This is a genomic window from Massilia sp. SYSU DXS3249 (genome assembly GCF_053668055.1).
In genome coordinates this window covers 15,424-35,495 of record NZ_JBSIPX010000021.1, presented here as the reverse complement: position 1 = coordinate 35,495, position 20,072 = coordinate 15,424, and the positions used below count along the sequence as shown (strand labels likewise).

Annotated in this window: 15 protein-coding genes; 11 read left to right on the top strand and 4 right to left on the bottom strand. The window is 67.6% G+C overall.

The genetic code is table 11. The annotated features are described in order from the left end of the window. Positions 1-320: 320 nt before the first annotated feature. From ACWCIA_RS20030 to ACWCIA_RS19980, 11 genes are all read left to right on the top strand, one after another. The gene (locus ACWCIA_RS20030; protein ID WP_454166145.1) at positions 321-1,958 is read left to right on the top strand and encodes a TldD/PmbA family protein; all 1,638 of its coding nucleotides are present in this window, start codon (positions 321-323) and stop codon (positions 1,956-1,958) included. Between the two features lie 9 nt (positions 1,959-1,967). Next, positions 1,968-3,302, top strand: a complete 1,335-nt coding sequence (locus ACWCIA_RS20025; RefSeq protein WP_454166143.1) for a TldD/PmbA family protein — start codon at positions 1,968-1,970, stop codon at positions 3,300-3,302. Positions 3,303-3,463: 161 nt separating this feature from the next. Next, on the top strand, positions 3,464-5,101 hold the full coding sequence (locus ACWCIA_RS20020) for a TldD/PmbA family protein (protein ID WP_454166141.1): 1,638 nt from the start codon (positions 3,464-3,466) through the stop codon (positions 5,099-5,101). 19 nt (positions 5,102-5,120) lie between these two features. Then, positions 5,121-6,458 carry a TldD/PmbA family protein gene (locus tag ACWCIA_RS20015; RefSeq protein WP_454166139.1) on the top strand — a complete coding sequence of 446 codons (1,338 nt, stop codon included), beginning with the start codon at positions 5,121-5,123 and terminating at the stop codon, positions 6,456-6,458. After that, positions 6,458-7,078, top strand: coding sequence for a DUF4159 domain-containing protein (locus ACWCIA_RS20010; protein WP_454166138.1), 621 nt, complete (start codon positions 6,458-6,460; stop codon positions 7,076-7,078). Before ACWCIA_RS20015 ends, ACWCIA_RS20010 begins: the two co-directional genes overlap by 1 nt. Next, positions 7,079-8,083, top strand: coding sequence for an AAA family ATPase (locus ACWCIA_RS20005; protein WP_454166137.1), 1,005 nt, complete (start codon positions 7,079-7,081; stop codon positions 8,081-8,083). A gap of 1 nt (position 8,084) precedes the next feature. Then, positions 8,085-8,975 carry a DUF58 domain-containing protein gene (locus ACWCIA_RS20000; RefSeq protein WP_454166136.1) on the top strand — a complete coding sequence of 297 codons (891 nt, stop codon included), beginning with the start codon at positions 8,085-8,087 and terminating at the stop codon, positions 8,973-8,975. Further along, a complete protein-coding gene (locus ACWCIA_RS19995; protein WP_454166134.1) occupies positions 8,972-9,967 on the top strand; it encodes a BatA domain-containing protein in 996 nt (331 codons plus the stop codon). Before ACWCIA_RS20000 ends, ACWCIA_RS19995 begins: the two co-directional genes overlap by 4 nt. Continuing rightward, complete coding sequence (locus ACWCIA_RS19990) at positions 9,951-11,951, top strand: DUF4175 family protein (RefSeq protein WP_454166132.1); 2,001 nt, start codon at positions 9,951-9,953, stop codon at positions 11,949-11,951. Before ACWCIA_RS19995 ends, ACWCIA_RS19990 begins: the two co-directional genes overlap by 17 nt. Then, positions 11,948-13,471, top strand: a complete 1,524-nt coding sequence (locus ACWCIA_RS19985) for a hypothetical protein (RefSeq protein WP_454166131.1) — start codon at positions 11,948-11,950, stop codon at positions 13,469-13,471. The genes ACWCIA_RS19990 and ACWCIA_RS19985 overlap by 4 nt, the downstream gene beginning before the upstream one ends. A 31-nt stretch (positions 13,472-13,502) precedes the next feature. Continuing rightward, positions 13,503-14,486 carry a gliding motility protein GldB-related protein gene (locus ACWCIA_RS19980; protein WP_454166129.1) on the top strand — a complete coding sequence of 328 codons (984 nt, stop codon included), beginning with the start codon at positions 13,503-13,505 and terminating at the stop codon, positions 14,484-14,486. A gap of 121 nt (positions 14,487-14,607) precedes the next feature. Here ACWCIA_RS19980 and ACWCIA_RS19975 read toward each other — a convergent pair whose 3' ends face one another. The 4 genes from ACWCIA_RS19975 to ACWCIA_RS19960 form a co-directional block, all read right to left on the bottom strand. Continuing rightward, the gene (locus tag ACWCIA_RS19975) at positions 14,608-17,064 is read right to left on the bottom strand and encodes a TonB-dependent receptor plug domain-containing protein (RefSeq protein WP_454166127.1); all 2,457 of its coding nucleotides are present in this window, start codon (positions 17,062-17,064) and stop codon (positions 14,608-14,610) included. Positions 17,065-17,295: 231 nt separating this feature from the next. Beyond that, positions 17,296-18,075: a spermine/spermidine synthase domain-containing protein gene (locus tag ACWCIA_RS19970; RefSeq protein ID WP_454166125.1), complete on the bottom strand. Its 780-nt coding sequence runs from the start codon at positions 18,073-18,075 to the stop codon at positions 17,296-17,298. 43 nt (positions 18,076-18,118) lie between these two features. Then, positions 18,119-18,718, bottom strand: a complete 600-nt coding sequence (locus ACWCIA_RS19965) for a glutathione S-transferase family protein (RefSeq protein WP_454166123.1) — start codon at positions 18,716-18,718, stop codon at positions 18,119-18,121. A 17-nt stretch (positions 18,719-18,735) separates the two neighbouring features. After that, complete coding sequence (locus ACWCIA_RS19960; protein ID WP_454166121.1) at positions 18,736-20,067, bottom strand: sensor histidine kinase; 1,332 nt, start codon at positions 20,065-20,067, stop codon at positions 18,736-18,738. Positions 20,068-20,072 lie beyond the last annotated feature (5 nt).

The window sequence follows — 20,072 nt, the reverse complement described above, 5'->3', positions numbered from 1 at the left end:
GCGCAGTCAAGCGAAGTCGCGTATGCATGACGCGTATGCATGCCATATGCACTGTCCGAAAGTGTCCGCGCGGACAGGTCGGACGCTACGCGGACAGGGCATTCCGGGCGAACGAAGCGCACTGTCAGCGGCTTACCACAAGTATGTATTTACTACTTTGCGCTGGTACAAAGATTGCCTATTCAAAATCTTGAGTTGCTGCTAATGTTTAGCGGTTTGCCATTCAGTTTGTTCCCGATGGCATTGGAAATCGACACATACATACGCGGCAGTGCCGGTGTGCGCGCCGCCCACAAAGCAGGTTGAATTCAGGAGACACCATGGAACGTCGTACCTTTCTCAACATCAGCACCCTGGCATTCGGCTCGATGCTCATCCCGGTCGCCGGACGCGCCATCGCCGCCGAGGAACTGCTGACCACGATGGCCCCGGCGGCCAAGAAGGCCTTGGCCGACACCGCACTGAACGCCGCCACCAAGGCCGGCGCCTCGTATTGCGACGTGCGCATCGGCCGCTACCTGAACCAGTTCGTCACCACGCGCGACCTGAACGTCGAGAACGTGGTCAACACCGAATCGGCCGGCGTCGGCGTGCGCGTGATCTGCAACGGCGCCTACGGCTTTGCCGCCACCTCGGACATGACCCCGGACGGCATCGCCAACGCGGCGCGCCAGGCGGTCGCGATTGCCAAGGCCAACGCCAAGCTGCAGACCGAACCGGTACGCCTGGCGCCGGTCAAGGGCGTGGGCGAGGTGTCGTGGGCGACCCCGTACAAGAAGGACTGGCGTTCGGTGCCGATCAAGGAGAAGGCCGACCTGCTGATCGCCGCGAACAAGGCCGGCATGGACGGCGGCGCCAACTTCATGCAGTCGATGCTGTTCCAGGTGAACCAGCAAAAATACTTCGCGTCGACCGACGGCTCCTACATCGACCAGGACCTGCACCGCCTGTGGGCCCCGTTCAGCGCGACCGCGGTCGACAAGGCCAGCGGCAAGTTCCGCTCGCGCCAGGGTCTGGGTGCTCCGGTCGGCATGGGCTATGAATACCTGGACGCGCGTCCCGAGCACAAGATCAAGGCCGCCGGCGGCGTCGCCACCCTGTACACGGATTCCTACGACATGATCGGCGACGCACGCGCCGCCGGCCGCGACGCCAAGCGTAAACTCACCGCGAAATCGGTCACCCCGGGCAAGTACGACCTGATGCTGTCGCCGGAACACCTGTTCCTGACGATCCACGAATCGGTCGGCCACCCGACGGAACTGGACCGCGTGCTCGGCTACGAAGCCAACTACGCCGGCACCAGCTTCGCCACCCTCGACAAGTGGGAAACAAAGAAATTCAAGTACGGCTCCGAGATCGTCAACCTGTACGCCGACAAGGTCACCAAGGGTTCGCTGGGCGCGGTCGGCTACGACGACGAAGGCGTCAAGACCAAGCAGTGGGACATCATCAAGGACGGCATCCTGGTCAACTACCAGGCCACGCGCGACCAGGCCCACATCATCGGCGAGAAGGAGTCGCACGGCTGCTCGTACGCCGACTCGTGGAGCAACGTGCAGTTCCAGCGCATGCCGAACGTCTCGCTCGCGGCGGGCAAGAAGAAGATGAGCCCGGACGACATGGTCAAGGGCATCAAGAAGGGCATCTACATCGTCGGCGACGGTTCGTTCTCGATCGACCAGCAGCGCTACAACTTCCAGTTCGGCGGCCAGCTGTTCTATGAAATCAAGGACGGCAAGATCGGCGAGATGCTGGAAGACGTCGCGTACCAGGCCAACACCCAGGAGTTCTGGAGCGCCTGCGCCGGCATCTGCGACGAGAAGGACTGGCGCATGGGCGGCTCGTTCTTCGACGGCAAAGGACAGCCGCCGCAGATCAGCATCGTCTCGCACGGCTCATCGACCGCGCGCTTCAACGGCATCAACGTGATCAACACCGCTCGCAAGATCGGCTAAGGAACGACCATGACCATCCTGAACCAGGAACAAACCAAACGCATCTGCGACCGCGTGCTGTCGCTTTCGAAGGCCGACGAGTGCATCGTCAGCATCGGCGGCGAACGTGCCGGCAACATCCGTTTTGCGCGCAACGCCGTCTCGACCGCCGGCCTGACCGACGACACCACGCTGACCGTGCGCGTGGCCTTCGGCAAGCGCCAGGGCACCGCCAGCATCAACGAGTTCGACGACAAGTCGCTGGAAAAGGCCGTGCGCCGCGCCGAGGACCTGGCGCGCCTGGCGCCGGAAAATCCGGAATTCATGCCGGCCGTCGCCAAGCAGCAGTACAAGGCCTCGAACACCTTCGTCCAGAAGACCGCCGACATCGATCCCGAGATCCGCGCCCAGGCCGCCGCCTACGCGATCGAGGCCTGCCGCAAGAAGGGCCTGGTCAGCGCCGGCTTCCTGACCGACACGACTTCCTTCGAGACGGTGGCCAACTCGAACGGCGTGTTCGGCCACCAGGCCCTGACTTCGCTCGATTTCACCTGCACCATCCGCACCGAAGACGGCCGCGGTTCGGGCTGGGTGCGCCGCTCGGCGCGCGACCTGGCGCGCTTCGACCCGCGCGAGGCGGCCGACGTCGCCATCGAAAAGGCGCTGCGTTCGGTCGATGCCAAGGCACTGGAACCGGGCCGCTACACCGTCATCCTGGAACCGGCCGCCACCAGCGACCTGATGAACTTCATGATGAACGGCTTCAATGCCCGCAACACCGACGAGGGCCGCAGCTTCCTGTCGAAGCAGGGCGGTTTGAACCGCGTCGGCGACAAATTGGTCGACCAGCAGGTCAACATCTGGTCCGACCCGTGGGACCCGCTGGTGCCGGTGCTGCCCTGGGACCAGAACATGCTGCCGCGCGAGCGCCAGCAGTGGATCAAGGATGGCCGCGTGGCCGACCTCCAGTACTCGCAGTACTGGGCCAAGCAGAAGAACAAGCGCGCCATCGGCAGCCCGGGCAACTTCATCATGGCCGGCACCAACAAGACGACGGCCGAGCTGATCGCCAACACCAAGAAGGGCGTGCTGGTCACCCGTACCTGGTACATCCGCATGGTCGACCCGCAATCGGTAGCCCTGACCGGCCTGACCCGCGACGGCACCTTCTACGTCGAGAACGGCAAGATCAAGCACCCGATCAAAAACTTCCGCTTCAACGAGAGCCCGGTCTCGATGCTCAACAACATCGAAGAAATCGGCCAGCCGGTGGTGCTGGGCGGCGACGAGGGTCCGAACCCGATGGTGGTGCCGGCGATGAAGGTGCGCGACTTCAACTTCACGTCGCTGTCGGACGCGGTGTAAAAACGTAGGGTGGGCACCCCCGTGCCCACGCGGACGTTCGCGTCGCGACGGCGTATCGCATCGCATTCCACGGATGCGTCAACACATCGCATGCATCCGCGTGGGCACGGGGTGCCCACCCTACGAAAACGTGGCCGCATCGGCCACGACATGGAGACACAATGGAACGACGTCACTTCTTAAAAATCGGCGCCGGCACGGCGGGCGCCATGCTGGTCCCGGTGTTCGGCAACGCGATCGCGGCCGAAGACCTCCTCAATCCGATGGCGGTGAGCTTCAAGAAAGCCCTCGCCGACGCGGCCCTGAACGAGGCCACGAAAGCGGGCGCCTCGTACTGCGACGTGCGTATCGGCCGCTACCTGAACCAGTTCATCACGACGCGCGACCTGAACGTCGAGAACATCACGAATACCGAATCGACCGGTGTCGGCATCCGCGTGATCGCGGGCGGCGCCTACGGTTTTGCCGCGACCAACGCCATGAACCCGGATGCGGTCGCCGCCGCCGCGCGCCAGGCCGTGGCCATTGCCAAGGCCAACGCCAAGCTGCAGACCGAACCGGTGCAGCTGGCGCCGGTGAAGGGCGTGGGCGAAGTGGCCTGGGCCACGCCGTTCAAGAAGGACTGGCGCGCGGTGCCGGTCAAGGAAAAGGCCGACATGCTGATCGCCGCGAACAAGGCGGGCCTGGAGGCGGGCGCCAGCTTCATGACGGCGAACCTGTTCCAGATTAACCAGCAAAAGTATTTCGCCTCGACCGACGGCTCCTATATCGACCAGGACATCCACCGCCTGTGGGCGCCGATCAACGCCACCGCGGTCGACAAGGCGACGGGTAAATTCCGCTCGCGCGCCGGCCTCGGTTCGCCGGTCAGCATGGGCTACGAATACTTCGACGTGGCGGGCGGCGGCAAGGTGCGCGCCGCCGGCGGCGTCACCACGCTCTACACGAAGTCCTACGACGTCGTCGAAGACGCACGCCTGGCGGGCAAGCAGGCGCGCGAGAAGCTGACCGCGAAATCGGTCGAGCCGGGCAAGTACGACCTCGTGCTGGCGCCGGAACACCTGTTCCTGACCATCCACGAAGCCGTCGGCCACCCGACGGAACTGGACCGCGTGCTCGGCTACGAAGCCAACTACGCCGGCACCAGCTTCGCCACGCTCGACAAGTGGCAGACGAAGAAATTCAAGTTCGGCTCCGAGCGCGTGAACTTCATCGCCGACCGCACCAAGCCGACTTCGCTGGGCCTGATCGGCTTTGATGACGAAGGCGTGCGCGCGAAAGAATGGGACATCATCAGGGACGGCATCCTGGTCAACTACCAGGCCACGCGCGACCAGGCCCACATCATCGGCGAGAAGGAATCGCACGGCTGCTCGTATGCGGACTCGTGGAGCAGCGTGCAGTTCCAGCGCATGCCGAACGTCTCCATGGCGCCGGGCAAGGCGCGCCTGACCCCGGACGAAATGGTGGCGGACGTCAAGAAGGGCATCTACATCGTCGGCCGCGGTTCCTACTCGATCGACCAGCAGCGCTACAACTTCCAGTTCGGCGGCACCCTGTTCTACGAGATCAAGAACGGCAAGATCACGAATCCGCTGGAGGATGTCGCCTACCAGTCGAACACCCAGGAATTCTGGAACGCCTGCAGCGCGATCTGCGACGAGCGCGACTGGCGCATGGGCGGCTCCTTCTTCGACGGCAAGGGCCAGCCCAGCCAGGTCAGCGCGGTCTCGCACGGTTCGAGCACGACGCGCTTCAACGGTATCAATGTCATTAACACCGCCCGCAAGATCGCTTAGGTACAAACAGGAGAACAGCATGAAACAGCTGAACCAGGAAGAAGCACAACGCATCTGCGAGCGCGTCATCAAGTTCTCGAAGGCCGATGAGTGCAGCGTCTCGATCAACGGCTCGCGCGAGGGCAACGTGCGCTTCGCGCGCAACAGCATCTCGACCGCGGGCCTGAACGAGAACATGACGCTGACGGTGCGCGTCGCCTTCGGCAAGAAGGCCGGCATCGCGCAACTGAACGAGTTCGACGACAAGTCGCTGGAAAAGGCCGTGCGCCGCGCCGAGGAACTGGCGCGCCTGGCGCCGGAAAATCCGGAGTTCATGCCGGCGGTGGGCAAGCAGGAATTCAAGACGACGCCGACCTTTGTCCGCGCGACCGCCGACATCGACCCCGAATACCGCGCCCAGGTCGCGGCCTACAGCATCGAGGCGGCGAAGAAGGCCAAGCTGGTCGCGGCCGGCTTCTTCAACGACGCCAAGCGCTTCGAGGCGATCGCCAACTCGAACGGCGTGTTCGGCTTCCAGGAGCTGACCGATCTCGCCTACACCTGCACCGTGCGCACCGAAGACGGGCGCGGCTCGGGCTGGGTCACGCGCTCGGCGGTCGACGCGTCGCGTTTCGACGCGCGCGAAGCGGCCGGCGTGGCCATCGAAAAGGCGCTGCGCTCGGTCGAGGCGAAAGCCCTGGAGCCGGGCCGCTACACGGTGATCCTGGAGCCGGCCGCCACCTCCGAAGTGCTGGGCAATATGTTCAGCTCTTTTGATGCGCGCGATGCCGACGAGGGCCGCAGCTTCCTGACGAAAGCCGGCGGCAAGAACCGCCTGGGCGACAAGCTGTTCGACGAGAAGATCAACGTCTGGGCCGACCCGTGGAATCCGGACGTGCCGGTCGCCCCCTGGGATGGGCAGACGATGCAGGCGCGCCAGCGCACCGACATCATCAAGAACGGCCGCATCGCTTCGCTCGACTATTCGCGCTACTGGGCGCAGAAGAAGGGCGTGGCGGCCACTGCCGGCCACGGCAACATGATCATGGCCGGCGGCAGCAAGTCGCTCGAGGAGCTGATCGCGTCGACCAAGAAGGGCGTGGTCGTCACCCGCACCTGGTACATCCGCATGGTCGATCCGCAGTCGCTGCTGCTGACGGGCCTGACGCGCGACGGCACCTTCTACGTCGAGAACGGCAAGATCAAGTACCCGATCAAGAACTTCCGTTTCAACGAGAGCCCGGTCACGCTGCTCAACAACGTCGAAGAGCTGGGCAAGCCGGTCGTCATCGGCGGCGACGAGGTGCCTTACCAGATGGTGCTGCCGCCGATGAAGGTCCGCGACTTCAACTTCACCTCGCTTTCCGACGCGGTGTAATGGCCCGTTTTGATTTTTACTTCACCCGGCTCATGTACGAGTCGGGTGACTGGGACGTCGATATCCGGATGCCCAGCAACGTGCTCAATTCGCTCGTCGAGTACACCACCCTGAAGGTGGACCCGGCCGAGCGCATGGTGGCACTGAGCGACCCGAAGGTGCTCGAAGCCCCGTTCTGCTACCTCGCCGGGCACAAGCTGGTGCAGTTCACCCCGGCCGAGCGCAGGAACTTCGAACGCTACGTGCGGGGCGGCGGCTTCGTCTTCGTGGACGACTGCAACCACGACATCGACGGCCTGTTCGCCAAGAGTTTCGAAGCCGAGATGGCGAAGATCTTCGGCGCCTCGGCGCTGCGCAAGATCCCGAACAACCACCCGGTCTACTCGAGCTTCTTCAAGTTCGACGGCCCGCCGAACACCTCGGTGGAACTGAACGGCTGGGGCGACGACCTGGTGCACGAATACCTGAAGGCGATCGAGATCGGCGGCCGCGTGCGGGTGCTGTACTCGAACAAGGATTACGGCTGCGAGTGGGATTACGACTTCCGGAACAAGCGCTTCCTGGCGGTCGACAATACCCGTTTTGCAGTGAACATCATTCAATATGCGTTGGGAGCCTAAGTGGCGGAGCACGGAACAACAAGCTGGAGCGAGTCGGAAGTGACCGACCTGGTGGCAAAAGTAGGAGCGCTGAAACAGAGCATGGCGCGCGTGATCATCGGCCAGGAAGAGGTCGTCGACCTGCTGGTCACCTGCCTGCTGGCGGGCGGGCACGCGCTGGTGGAAGGTGTGCCGGGACTCGGTAAAACGCTGCTGGTGAAATCGCTGGCGCAGGCCACCGACATGCAGTTCCGCCGGGTGCAGTTCACGCCCGACCTGATGCCCTCCGATATCGTCGGCACCGAGATCCTGGAAGAAGACCAGGCCACGCGCCAGCGCTCGTTCCGCTTCCAGCCCGGCCCCGTGTTCACGCAAGTGCTGCTGGCCGACGAGATCAACCGCGCGCCGCCGAAGACGCAATCGGCGCTGCTGGAGGCGATGCAGGAACGCTCGGTCACCTTCGCCGGCCACACCCATCCGCTGCCGCGCCCCTTCTTCGTGCTGGCCACGCAAAATCCGATCGAGCAGGCCGGCACCTATCCGCTGCCTGAAGCCCAGCTCGACCGCTTCCTGCTGCGCATCGACGTCGTCTACCCGACCGAGGACGAGGAAGTCATGATGGTCGCGAAGACCACCCATGCAGGCCTGCAGGACGCCGAGCCGGCGATGGATCTGCCAACCCTGCTGCGCCTGCAGCAGCTGGTGCGCGACATCGAGATCGGCGAGCACCTGGTGCGCTATGCAACGCGCATGGTGCGCGCCACCCGCCCGCAGGAAACCACGGTCGCCGCAGTCAAGAAGCACGTCGGCTGGGGCGCGGGTCCGCGCGCGGGCCAGGCGCTGGTGCTGGCGGCCAAGGCGCGCGCCCTGATGGCGGGCCGGCTGGCCGTCACGCGCGACGACATCGGCGCGATGCTGCTGCCGGTGCTGGCGCACCGCGTGCTGCGCAACTTCGAGGCCGAAGCGGACGGCGTGGCGATGGCCGACATCCTGCAGGCGATCCGCACCGAGATCAAGGTCGACTAGGGTGCTCGCGAGTTCGGCGCTGATCGCGCACACGACCAAGCTCGAGATCGTCATCCGGCACGTGCTGGCGGGCCTGGGGCAGGGCATCCACGCCGGCCGCGAACGCGGCGCCGGCGTCGAATTCTCCGAGTACCGGGCCTATGCGCCCGGCGACGAGTGGCGCCGCGTCGACTGGAAACTGCTGGCGCGCGCCGACCGCTACTATGTGCGCGAGGCCGAGCGCGACAGCCATGTCGCGGTCTGGCTGCTGCTGGACGCCAGCGCCTCGATGGCGGAACCGAGCCGCAGCATCCCGGGCCTCGACAAGCTGGGCTACGCGCGCACCCTGCTGGCCTGCGTGGCGGCGATTGCCCAGCGCCAGGGCGATGCCTTCGGGCTGGCCGTGCTGAGTAACGGGCGGGTGCAGTTCGTGCCCGCCGCGCGCGGCCCGCGCCAGCTGCAAAGGGTGCTCGCCAGGCTGACGGCGGTTCAGGCCGAAGGCGGCCTGCCGGACGCCGAGACGCTGAGATCCGGCCTGCGTTTTACCGGATCGCCCTCCCTCATCTTTGCCGCCACCGATTTCCTCGACTGGCCCTCGCCGCTGTCGGAAGCCCTGGTGCGCCTGCGCCACATGCGCCACGACGTGCGTGCCGTCTGCCTGCAGACCGAGGCGGAGTGCACGGGCAGCTTCGATGCCGATCCCGCCTATCGCGACCCGGAAGCCGAGGGCGGCGTGTTCCGCTTCGGTGCCGACCTGCGCGAGGGTTACCTGCGCAACCGGGAAGCCCATTTCGCGGCCGTGACGGCTGCTCTACGCGCAAGCGACCTGCCGCTGGTGGCCGCCCGCATCGAGCAGGCGCCGGGCGAGGTGCTGCGCGCATGGCTGCGCCAGGCGCAGGGAGGCCGCCGATGATCGAGTCGATGAGCAGCCTCTGGTGGCTGGCGCTGCCGACCCTGCTGCTGCCGGTCTGGTGGCATCGCAAGAAGCGCGTCCAGGTGAAAGCCGAGCCGCTGGCCAGCGCGCGCTTCCTGCCGCGCGCCGAGCCGCGGCAAATGCGGGTCTGGCGCTGGTCCGACATCGTCTTATTGATCCTGCGCTGCCTGCTGCTGGCCTGCGCGATCGCGTGGCTGGCCGATCCCGTGTTCCCGTGGCGCGGCAATACCGTCGTGGTGGCGCAGGGCACGGACCCGGGCTGGGTCGAGCGCGAAGTGAAGGCGGCCGGGTTCGCGGAGGCCACGCGCCTGCCCTTGCCGGCGCACGAAGCCCTGTCCTGGGTGCGTGCGCACGAGCGCGAATTCGAATCCGGGGCACGCCTGCTGGTGCTGGGCGACATCCCGATGCCGGCCACGTTGCCGCAGTTCCGCCATCCGGTCGCGCTGCGCACGCTGGCGCCAGCGGCGGCGCGGCGCGAGGTGCATGTGGCGATCGTCGGCGAGCGTGCGCTCGAGTGGCGGCGCATGTTCGCCGCGCTCGACGGCCCGCTGCGCGTGGTCGTCGACACCGCACCGAATGCGAAGACCGAACTGATCGTCTGGGACACAGCCACCGTGCCGCCGTCGGCCCTGCGCGCGCCGCTGTGGTGGGTGACGAGCGATAGCGCCTTCCCCGAACTGGCGAAGGCAAACAGCGTGGACGGCATCCGCTACGCCGACAGCGCGCGCGGGCGGGTCTGGACTTCAAGCGCCTGGCCGCCGGCCGACCCGAACGCGGCGCGCCGCCTGCTGGAAACCTGGCGCGCGCTGCACTACGCGCCCGTGGCGTACACGGCGCCTCCGATGACGTTCGCGCCGTCGGCCGCGCCGGCTGTCCATTACGCCAGCGGTGCGCTGCGCGACATGCTGATGATGGCGCTGATTATCCTGTTTGCTCTGGAGAGGTTGTTGACCCATGCACGGCGACGCTGACATCACCCGCCGCCTGTGGCGCGCGGCCCTGTTGCGGCGCCTGCCGCTGTGGGTGCTCGGCACCTTGCCCTGGCTGTCGCTGCGCCTGCTGCCCGGCCTGCTGGCCTGGGTGGCCTTCTGCATGTGGGACGGCGCGCGCCTGCGCCAGCAGGTGGCGCGCGGCTGGGCCGGCTGGCTCGACGCCGCCGTGCCCGAGCTGGAAGACAGCAGTGCGCTGTTAGCCGAACCCTTGGTCGAGGCCGACACGCCGCTGGCGAAACTGCAGCGCGAGCGCCTGCTGGCGCGCATCGACAGCGCCCTCGACAAGCAGGCCGTGCGTCGCGTCGTGCGCCCGCGCGTGGACACCGGCCTGTTCTGGCTGCTGCCCTGGCTCGCGCTGGCGGCCGTGATCTGGTTCTTCGGCCAGAAGCCGGCCGCCACGGCCCAGGCGGCCCCGCCCGGCGTGCAGCTGGCGAAAGCCGTCGTGCTGCCGGAATTGAATGTGACCGCCACGCCGCCGGCCTACACCGGCGCCGCGCGCACGAGCGGCGCGCCGCGCAACATCGACCTGCCCGAGGGCAGCAGGGTGGAATGGTGTCTGAAGAACCCGGCCGCGGGCAGCACCACGCTGGAGCTGAGCGACGGCCGCACTCTGGTCGCCGGAGACCAATGCGCGACCCTGGTCGCGACCGAGTCGCTGTTCTGGCGCTGGCGCGGCAACCGCTACCTGCTGCGCGTGACGCCCGATGCGGCGCCGCTGATCACGATCTCGAAGCCGACCCAGATGATCCAGGAACTGAAGGAGGGCGCCACCACGGCTGCGATGGCGCTCAGCGTGCGCGACGATTACGCCGTACGGCGCGCGACCCTGCACCTGACGCTGGCGCGCGGCAGCGGAGAGAACATCAAGTTCACCGACCGCGAAATGCCGCTGCCGGCCTCGAACGACCCGAAAGTGCGCAACTGGGCCAAGACCTGGACCCTGCTTGAACTGGGCATGGAGCCGGGCGACGAGCTGTACTTCTTTGTGCGCGCCACGGACAACGCAGCGCGTCCGCACACGGTGCAGTCGGCAACCTACACGCTGCGCCTGCCGGCGCCCGAGGTCGAGGACGACGAGGAAACAACCGCCATGCCGGTCCTGGTCAAGCCCCAGAGCCTGCGCAGCCAGCGCCAGATCATCATCGACACCGAGCAGCTGGTCGCCGACATGAAGTCGACCCGCATCGGCGCCGACGAGGTGCGCGAGCGCAGCGAGAAGATCGCCGGCGACCAGGGACAGCTGCGCCGCCGCTACGGCCAGTTCCTGGGCGAGGAATCGTCGCTGTTCGGCGGAGAAGAGCACGACGACCATGACGAGCCTGGCGGTCATGGCGAGGCGGGCGGCACCCAGGACATCCTGCACCAGTACGGCCACGCCCACGACGAAGCGGAAAACGCGACCTTGTACGACGAAAAAACGAAGACCATCCTGCGCCGCGCGCTGGTGGCGATGTGGGATGCCGAGAAGGCGCTGCGCGCAATTAGTCCGAAGGCGGCGCTCGGGCCCGAACACAAGGCGCTCGAAGCGATCAAGGAGCTGCAGCAGGCCGACCGCATCTACCTGCACAAGACCGCCTTCGTGCCGCCGCCGATCAAGGAAGAGATCCGCATGACGGGCGACGTGATCGGCGCCGCCAGCTACGGACGCGAGCAGGGCGGGGCCGACGAGGCAATTCCCGCGCCGCTGCGCGAACTGGTGGCGGCGCTGTCGAACGAGGGGCCGCTGCCGGCCCTGTGGACGCGCACTGCCCACGACTGGGTGAGCGAGCGCCTGACAAACGACGAGCAGTGGCTCGGCGCCCAGCGCACGATCCAGGACGTGCAGGACGGCTGCCTGCGCTGCCGCCCGGCGCTGCGTGCCTGGCTGCGCGCCGGCATTGCGCAGGCGCCCGTGCTGCTGCAAGCGAAACCGGTTGCACGCACGCCGTTCACGCGCGCCTGGAGCGAAGGAGCGGCCAAATGATCTACGCGATTGCCTTCATCGGCCTTGCCAGCGTGCTGCTCTACCTGTGGCGCCGCCGCTGGCTCGACGCCCTGCTGTCGGCCATTGCCGCCACCGCGCTGGCGCTGCTGGCCGGCGGCCTGACGCTGCCCGGCGAGGCCGGCCGCACCCTGACGGTCGACGCCAACCGGCCGCCCGTATCGCTGGAAGGCGTACGCAGCGTGCAGGTCGATGGCGACGGCCTGCGCGCCGCCCAGTGGCGGGACCTGCAGGCGCGCCCGCTGGCGTGGACCGCGCCGGCGAGCGACACCCTGCGCCTGGATTTCCCGCGCCGCCTGCCGCTGGGCCGCATGTTCGCGCTCACCGTCAAACGCACGGACAAGTCGCCGGTTCGCCTGCAACTGCTGGCCGAGAACGGCCAGGTGCTGGGCGAGACCAGTGGTGCCGGCGAGCTCACCGTCACCTGGCTGCCGCCGCTGGCCGAAACCCTGGAACTCAAGGCGCGCCTGCTGGGCGACAAGGACAAGCTGCTGGCCGAAGGCCCGGTGCCGGTGGTGGTCGAAGAGACGCGGCCGCTGGCCGTGCGCGGCCGCTTCAGCGCGCCCTCGTTCGACCTGCGCGTGCTGAACGAACTGCTGGCGAACAGCCGCGCCGTGATCGACTGGCAGGTCGCCCTCGGCAAGACCGTCACCCGCAGCGAAACCGCGCGCGAAAAAATGGAAACGCCCGATCTGCTGGTGGTCGACGCCGCCTGGTTCGAGCGCGCGTCCGCCCCCGCCCGCTCGGCGCTGCTGGAGCAGGTGGGGCAGGGCGCCGCGCTGCTGGTGCTGGGCGCGAACGCCAACGACGCCGCCGTCTGGGCGCGCACGGTGGCCCTGAACCTGCAGGCGCAGCCGGCCGAGCGCATGAGCGGCGGACCGCTGCCGCTGCCGCTGGCGCCCCTGACCCCGGCCGCGCGCCAGGCTGGCGCCTGGAACGGATCGGAGAGCGCCATATGGGCGCGCCAGTGGGGCAAGGGCCGCATCGGCTGGGTCGGCGCCGCCGACTGGCACCGCCACGCAATCAGCGAACCGCGCGCGCTGGCGCTGTGGTGGCAGGGCGTGCTCGACAAGCTCGGCGTCGAACGTCTGGAAGAGGTGACCTGGCTGGAGCCACGCGAGATGCCGCTGCCCGGCCAGCGCCTCGAAGTGTGCGCCCTCGGCGTGCGCGGCAGCGTGAGCTTCCCCGAGCTCGGCCAGACCCTGGCCTGGCAGCGCCGCCTTGACCGCGTCGACGCCTCCTGCGTGGCGGTGTGGCCGAAGCGGGCGGGCTGGCTGCGCATGCAGACCCAGGGCAGCAAACCGGTGACGGGCCAGGTGTACGTGCACGCGCCCGGCGACTGGCCGCTGTGGCAGGCCGCCGAGCGGCGCGATGCTACTACCCACTATGCGGCGCGCACCCCGGTGCCGATGACGCAAGCCGAGCGGATGCTGCCGCCCTGGCCGTTTGCCGTGGTATTCGCACTGGCCATGCTGGGGCTGTGGTGGAGAGAGCGGCGCTGAGGCGCTGGTTCGACTGACCTGTCAACCGATCATGACGACGATGAACAAGCTTGCCGCTCTTCTTTCTGCTGCCGTACTGGCACACCAGGCCACGGCGGCTCCCGTCCCCGCACCGGCCCCTGGTGCCGGTGTCGCTCCCCTGACAGCCGAAATCGACGCGCGCGACGCGCTGCGCTTCGCGCCGCTGATGAAGGATGGCGCCCTGCCCACGGCCGACATCCTGCAACGCGATTACCTCGATGGCGCCGGACCCGGCGTCAAAATCTTTACGCCGAACCGGATCGTCGACGCGCAGCGCCTGGCGCAGGCGGTTGCCGCCAGGCCCGAACACTATCGCTACGCCATCCGCGAGTGCCTGCCCCAGTTGCCTGCCCTGCGCAGCGACCTGCGGGCAATCTACCTGGCGTATGCCGGCCTGCTGCCGGAACGTCCGCTGCCCGCCATCCACATCGTATTCGGCGCCGGTAACTCGGGCGGCACGGCGAACGCCGAGGCGCAGGTGATCGGCCTGGAGGTCACCTGCCTGCCGGGTACCACGCCCGCGCAGTTCCGCACCACCATGCGCGATTTTTTTGCGCATGAAACGGTCCACACCTGGCAGAAGGAGAGAACGCCGCAGGAACTGGCCGATCCCTTGTTGGGCCAGTCCTTGCGCGAGGGCGTCGCCGAGTATTTGGCCAGCCTGGTCACCGGAACGGTGCCGGACCTGGAGCGCGACGCATGGGCGCACCAGCGCGAATCCTGGCTGTGGCAAGAGTTCCAGCGCGACCGCCAAGCCATGCTGGCGGACAGCGAGAGCGTGCGCAAACCGATGGCCAGTCCGCGCTTTCGGCGCTGGCTCGCGAATTACGGTTCGGCGCCCGAAGGATGGCCTTACGAAGCCGGCTACTGGATCGGCATGCGTATCGCCGAAGCCTACGTGGCGCGCGCACCCGACAAACCCGCCGCCATTCGGGAGCTGCTCGAACTGCGCGATCCAGCGGCGATCCTGAAGGCCAGCGGCTACGGATTGTGAATCGCAGCGGCTCCCCTTGCTGTCGGCAGGCACGGCCGTCGGGTTTGCCACGCGCAGGATGCGCACCGAGCAGTACGTGACGGGTATCGGTACAGGTCCTCGCTGGCGCCCCGCATCCCGGTCAGAACGCGTACTCCGCCCGCGCATACATGGTCCGCCCGTTGATCCCGAACGGGCAGGTCTCCCAGCAGTGCGTAAAGCCCATCTGCGGGAAGGGCGCGGCGCGGGTCGTGTCCCAGCGCGTCGGCATGGTGTCGAAGGCGTTGTTCACGCCCGCCGACAGGCTCAGGCTGCGGCTGAACGCGTGGCGCAGCGACAGGTCGAGCAGCCACTTGCCCTTCCAGGTCTGGACGAAAGGCGCCGTGAAGCCCTGGCCCTGCACCTCGCCGTAATAGTTGGCGCGCACATTGGCGTTCCAGGCGCCGCGCGTGTAGTCGGCCGCGACCACATGGTGCTGGCGCGGCTGGCCGCGTTCGATCAGCGTCACCTGGGCGTCGTCGAAGAGCTGGGCGCCGGAGAGCACGGGAGACTGCGAACGGCGCGCCTTGACCTTGGTGCGGTTGAAGCCGAGCTGGCCCGACAGCACCAGCGTGCCCGCAGCGAGGTCGCGCGTGGTGTGCTCGGCCACGACATCGAGCCCGCGCGTTTCGGTATCGATCGCGTTCGTGAAGAACTGCGCCTGGCCGACCCGGAGCGGGCCGAGGACGGCGCGGATCGGGCAGGCGGCGGCCGTCGTGCAGGCGCCGCTCTCCGGCGAGATGGTGCTGGAGAAGACGATGCGATCAATGATGTCGGTGCGGTACAGGTCCGCCGTCACCGAGAAGTTGGCCGCCGGGCGCAGCACCATGCCGATGCTGGCGCTGCGCGACTTTTCCTCCTTGAGCGGCGCGATGCCGAGCGCCTGGGTCACGGCGCTGCCTTCACGCGCGGTCAGGGTTTCGGTCAGCACGCCGGCGTTGTTCAGGTTGGTCGATACCGAGCTGTAGAACTTCTGCTGCACCGACGGCGCCCGGAAGCCGGTCGAGGTGCTGGCGCGCAGGCCGAAGGCGCGGCTGGGGTCGAAGCGCGCGATCAGCTTGCCCGTCGTGGTATTGCCGAAGTCGGAGTAGCGTTCGTGCCGCAGGGCCGAGCCCAGGGTCAGCTGCTCGCTCCATTTGTGTTCGGTGTCGATGTAGAACGCGGTGTTGTGGCGCCCCTCGTAGACCTGGGTGGCGGGCGTATAGCCGGGGAAGCCCTGGATGCCGGCCTGGGCGATGCCGCCGTGCTGGTCGCGGATGACGATGGCGGGATTGTTGGTGCGGCCGTACTGGTAAGAGACCGGCTCGCCGGCCTCGATGCGGTAGCTGTCGCGCCGGTACTCGAAGCCGGCGCCCACGAAGATCTGCTGGCCGAGGAAGCGCACCGGCCCTTTCAGGTCGAAGTTGAAGGTCGACTGCTGGAAGCCGAGCGTGCCCGTATAGGCCTCGCGCGGCGACTCGCCGGTCACGCTGCAGGCGCAGTTCGGTTCGTACCAGTAGCTGACATTGATCGAGTTGCGTTCGTTGAACACCAGTTCGCTGCGGCCGTGATTGAAGCTGGCGTCGAACTTCCAGTCGCCGCCCAGGTCGGCGCGGTAGCCAAAGGCGAGCGAGCCGTCACGCACCTCGGTCAGGATGTTCGGCAGGAAGCCTTGCGGATAGACCGCCGGCACATTGCGCGCGTCGTCCTTCGGGCGATAGAAGCCGGCCGCGTCGCCGGTGCGGCGCGAGGCGCCGCCGAACCAGTACAGCTCGCCGCCATGGCCGACCGGCAGCATGGCGTTGGTCCACAGGTGGACGTCCTTCGCCAGGCTGTCGCCGATGCGCTGGGTGACGCGCGGAGGATCGACGCGCAGCGTGTCGACGCCGGCGCGGTTGGTCTCGCCGCGGCGGCGGCCCTCCACGGCCAGGCTCATGAAGCCGCCGGCCGAGCCCAGTGCGAAACCGCGCCAGGCGCTGGCGCCATAGGTGTCGCCGTCGCCTTCGGAACTGGTGCCGCCGCTGATGCTGGCCAGGCCCTTGCCCGCGCCTTCCTTCAAGACGATGTTGATGACGCCGGCGATCGCATCCGAGCCGTACTGGGCGGCGGCGCCGTCGCGCAGCACCTCGATGCGGCTGATCGCCGCCATCGGGATCGCATTGATGTCGGTGCCGGCCGAACCCCGGCCCACGGTCTGCTGGACGTTGACCAGCGCCTGCTGGTGGCGGCGCTTGCCGTTGACCAGCACCAGCAACTGGTCCGGTCCAAGGCCGCGCAGGGTGGCAGGGCGGATGATGTCGGTGCCGTCGCTGATGAAGGTGGTGCTGAAGTTGAACGAGGGGTCGAGTTCCTGCAGCGCCTTGCCCAGTTCGAGGGTGCCGGTCGAGGCCAGGTCTTTTGCGCTCACCAGGCCGACCGGTACGGCGGTGTCGAGTTCCGAGCGTGCGCCCGCGCGCGAACCGACCACGACCACTTTCTGCATCGCGTCCTCGTCGGGCGCCGGCGTTTGCGCTTGCGCATGCGGGTAGGCAGCCAGCAGGGCGGCGGCGAGCAGGGTCAATTGCAATGGGTTGTGGCGCATCGTGGTTCCTCTTGAACAGGGTCAGTGACGGAGGAATCTTGCTCGTGGTAACTCTTTAGGGTTTGCGCTGGGGCAAGGCGGGCGGGAGAAAGGGGGTGGGTGTGTTGTGTTGACAACAGAGGACGGGTGCAGCAGGACGCAGGGTGGTCGGCTCCACCGGGCAATCTGAAACCACGTGACGCATGCGCCGCCCACGCGTTCAACAGGCGTATGGATAGCCGTGCGAAACGATTAGCCCGCCTGATCCCGCATCCACTCCTTCAAGCCGTCCACCCAGTCCCTGGCCGGCAGGTTGAAGCGCCGCCGGATCTCGCCCGCGCGCTCGTACAGGGTCGAAAAGTCCAGCTGCGGGGAGCGCTTGAAGGCGACGACGACGATGTTCGCGTCGTGGACCTCGGGCAGCCAGACCACGGCGTCGAAGACGTCGATCATCGCCGCCAGGTTCTTGTCGTAGTTGCCCGACTCGCCGAACACGTTGGCGGTCATGATGCCGTCCGGGGCGAGGCAGTCGAAGCAGCCCTGGTAGAACTCCGGCGTATCGAGCACCGGGCCGCGCGCCTCTTCGTCGTACAGGTCGACCTGCAGCACGTCGATTTGCCCGTGGTGGCGCGGATCGAGCACGAAGTCGAGCGCGTTCATCCCCTGCACATCGAGGCGCGCATCGTTCGGCGGCAGCTCGAACAGGGCGCGGCAGATGGCGATCACGTTCGGATTGAGTTCGACCGCGGTCACCTGCGCGTCCGGGAAGCGGCGGTAGCAGAACTTGGTCAGCGCCGCGCTGCCCAGGCCCAGCTGCACGATGCGGCGCGGGTTCGGCAGGAACAGCAGCCAGGCCATCATCATCTGCACGTATTCGAGTTCGATCGCGTCCGGGCGAGAAAGGCGCATCGCGCCCTGTTCCCACGAGGTGCCGAGGTGCAGCGAACGCACGCCCTCGAATTCGGTGATGGTGGCCGGCGGGTGGCCCGGCTGGGCGAAACGGGGATCGAGTGGGGGAGGCTTGCTGGACATGGTGGAGAAGCGGCAGTGAAGGCCGATCTTACCAGAGGGGGCTTCAGGGAATGCCGTTGCGCCCGTGCAGGCGGAAGCCCTCGCGCGCAGCGAGCCGCTCCAGCCAGCGCGCCACATGGGAGTAGGCGGGCCGTTCCATCGGCGTCATCAGCCAGCGGTTGGCCGACAGGCCCAGCACGATGTCGGCAAGCGTGAAGGCGTCGCCCGCCACCCAGGCGCCGGTCGCGCCCAGCTGCGCGTCGAGCAGCCCCATGTGCCGGTTCCAGCCCGCGACGCTGGCCGCGACCAGCGTCGGGTCGCCGTGCGTGGGGCTGCGGCGCACCAGGGACATGAAGGCGTAGCGCCAGGCGTTGTTCAGCTCCGTCGCCTGCCAGTCCATCCACTGCTCGACCCGCGCGCGCTGGGCCGCGTCGGCCGGCAGCAGGGCTGCGCCGCCATGGCGGTTGCACAGGTAGCGGCAGATCGCGTTCGACTCCCACAGAACGAAGTCGTCATCGACCAGCACCGGCACCATGCGGTTGGGATTGAGGGCGGCGTGGGCCTCGCTCCACTCCTCGCGCTCGAAGGGCAGGCCAAGTTCGACGCAGGTCCAGAGCACCTTGCGCACGTTGATGGAGCTCGCTTTCCCGATGATCTTCAGCATATGAGTTCCTTCGATGCTCAGGCCGCCGGCAGGATCAGCGTCACCGCCAGTCCGCCGCCCTCGCGGTTCGACAGCAGGATGCGCCCGCCGTGCGCCTCGGCGATCTCGCGCGACAGCGCCAGGCCCAGGCCGGTGCCGCTGCGCTTGGTCGAATAGAAGGGTACCAGCGCATTGGTCAGCACCGCCTCGCTCATGCCGCTGCCGCGGTCGGTCACTTCGATGCGCAGCAGGTCCTGCACGCGGCGCACCTGCAGTTCGACCGCGTCCGGATCGGAGCCGGATTCGTGGGCATTCTTGAGGAGGTTCAGCAGCGCCTGTTCGAGCTGCGCCTGGTCGACCAGGGCCGGCTCCGCGGGCAGTTCGCCCACCACCCGGAACCTGACCTGCGAGGCCAGCCGCGCCACCAGGGGCGCCCAGGCGCAGCGCTCCAGGCGCGGGGTCGGCAGCTTGGCGAAGCGCGCGTAGCCGAGGATGAAGCTTTCCAGGTGGCGCGTGCGCTCGCCGATGGTTTCCAGGATCTGCGGCAGGCGCTCGGTCTGGCCGCGCCGCACGAGCTCCGCCCCGGAATGGGCCAGCGAGGCGAGCGGCGCCAGCGAATTGTTCAGTTCATGGCTGATCACGCGGATCACCTTTTTCCAGGTCTGCACTTCCTGGCGCCGCAGTTCGGCCGTCAGGTGGCGCAGCAGCAGCAGTTCGTGGCGGCGCCCGTTCAGGCTGAAGTGGCTGCGCGCCAGGTGGTAGACCTGCTCGTCTTCTCCCTCGCCGGCCGTGAACAGGCCGTCGCCGCCGCGTTCTAACGCTTCGCCCAAAGCCGGCGAGGCCTGCGCCAGCAGCTCCTGCAGGCCGTGGCCTTCGAGCTTGCGGCCGTCGGCCAGCAGCTGGCGCGCGGCCAGGTTGGCGTAGACGACCGTGCCCGCGCGCTGCGGCGCATCGGCCACCAGCAACATCGCCACCGGGGTGTTCTGCACCATGGTGTCGAGCAGCAGTTCGCGCTGCACCAGGTCGCGGCGCTGCTCGCGCAGCACGTTGCCGAGTTCGTTGTGGGCCCGGATCAGGTCGGCCAGCTCGTCGTTTTGCGGCCAGTGCAGGCTGAACGAAAAGTCGCCGTCGCGGTAGCTCGTCACCGTGCCCTCGAGTGCGCGAAACAGCGACAGGATGGGCTGCACCTGCGAGCGCACGGTGATGATGGCGATCGGGACGACGCAGGCCAGGCACAGGCCCGCCACCAGCACGGGGCGCCCGGGCAGGAAGTGGTCGAGCGTCAGGGCGATGACGATGCCGACCGCGAGCAGGGTGCCGACCAGGGCCGAGAAGCGGGTGACGAGAGACAGGCGAAAAGCGGCGCGCATGGGCA